This window comes from Caballeronia choica, assembly GCF_001544535.1.
In the GTDB taxonomy this organism is placed as follows: Bacteria; Pseudomonadota; Gammaproteobacteria; order Burkholderiales; family Burkholderiaceae; genus Caballeronia; species Caballeronia choica.
The window spans coordinates 1-955 of record NZ_FCON02000511.1 but is presented as its reverse complement, the minus strand read 5'-3'; the positions used below and the strand labels follow the sequence as shown (position 1 = coordinate 955).

General features: G+C 59.9%; 1 protein-coding gene and 1 pseudogene. One reads left to right on the top strand and one right to left on the bottom strand.

Annotated features, from left to right (window positions below; all coding sequences use genetic code 11):
• Nucleotides 1–278: 278 nt before the first annotated feature.
• A pseudogene (locus AWB68_RS45385) lies at nucleotides 279–503 on the top strand (DDE-type integrase/transposase/recombinase); the annotation flags it as partial.
• Here AWB68_RS45385 and AWB68_RS49195 read toward each other — a convergent pair.
• Entirely contained in the window at nucleotides 454–825 is a 372-nt protein-coding gene (locus tag AWB68_RS49195; RefSeq protein WP_200828990.1) for a hypothetical protein, read from the bottom strand. The pseudogene AWB68_RS45385 and the gene AWB68_RS49195 overlap by 50 nt on opposite strands.
• Between the last annotated feature and the right edge of the window lie 130 nt (nucleotides 826–955).

Sequence of the window (955 nt, the reverse complement as noted above, 5' to 3'; positions counted from 1 at the left end):
CGGCGGTTGGGTACGGTCACGGCTACATACTTGCTGCTAGCGTTTTGATCTCTGCGGGAGGTGCTGGATTGCTGCTTGTCAATCCGGAAAGCAGTCGATTCCGTCTTGCCCACACGCAGAGCCGATTGGAACGCCTGCGACCCTTCATAACCCAATAGATCGTCCCTTGAAGGGCGTTTTCAGATTGCTCGTGGGCTCGCACAAGTTGACGCGATGAGGAAATCGAAATCGCTGTATCGTGGTCACCGTTTTCCCGTCGGCGTTATCAGTTGCGCCATGAGATGTTCGTGGCATTGCGCGGCGAGCCTTGCCTGCTATGGCGCGCAGTCGACGAGCACGGCGCCGAACTCGACATCCTGCTGCAAAAGCGCAAAAGCGCAAAAGCGGCGCGACAATCTGCCAATGCTTCTTGAAGCGGGTGCTGCGCTCGAGCCCGCCGCCGCACAAAAATTATCACCGATCAGTTGCGTAGCTATCCGGCGGGCAAGGCTGCGATTCCAGAAAATCGTGGACTGCAAACGGCACTCTTCTATACGCGCGTGTACTCGCGCATCTTGCGCACGGGCCTTGCAGCACGGCGTAGGCTTGCCGCAGGTCTTGATTGGTAAAGCCGCGCGCGACGAAGACGAACATCACCAGCGCCTGCAGCAGCGCCTGGACCTTCGGGTCGGCAAAGCGCAGCGCCGGTGCCCGCTGCCCGTGAAAGTGGCGCGCACGCTGCAGATCCTGAAACGCGTCTTCGCCCAACGCGCAGTCGTGGCTGATCTGTTCGATTTCGAGCATGCGCCGATTGGCGGCAAAGCCGATGCTGCGCAGCTCGGGCAAGTTGCGCAGCAGTCGTCCGGACGCCGAACTCGCGGGTGTCGTTGATGGTGGTATCGGTACGTAGCGCCTGACCCTCCTTGTGGTACTGCTTGATGCGTGAACGCTTGTAGTCCACATGCAGCGAAGGGGT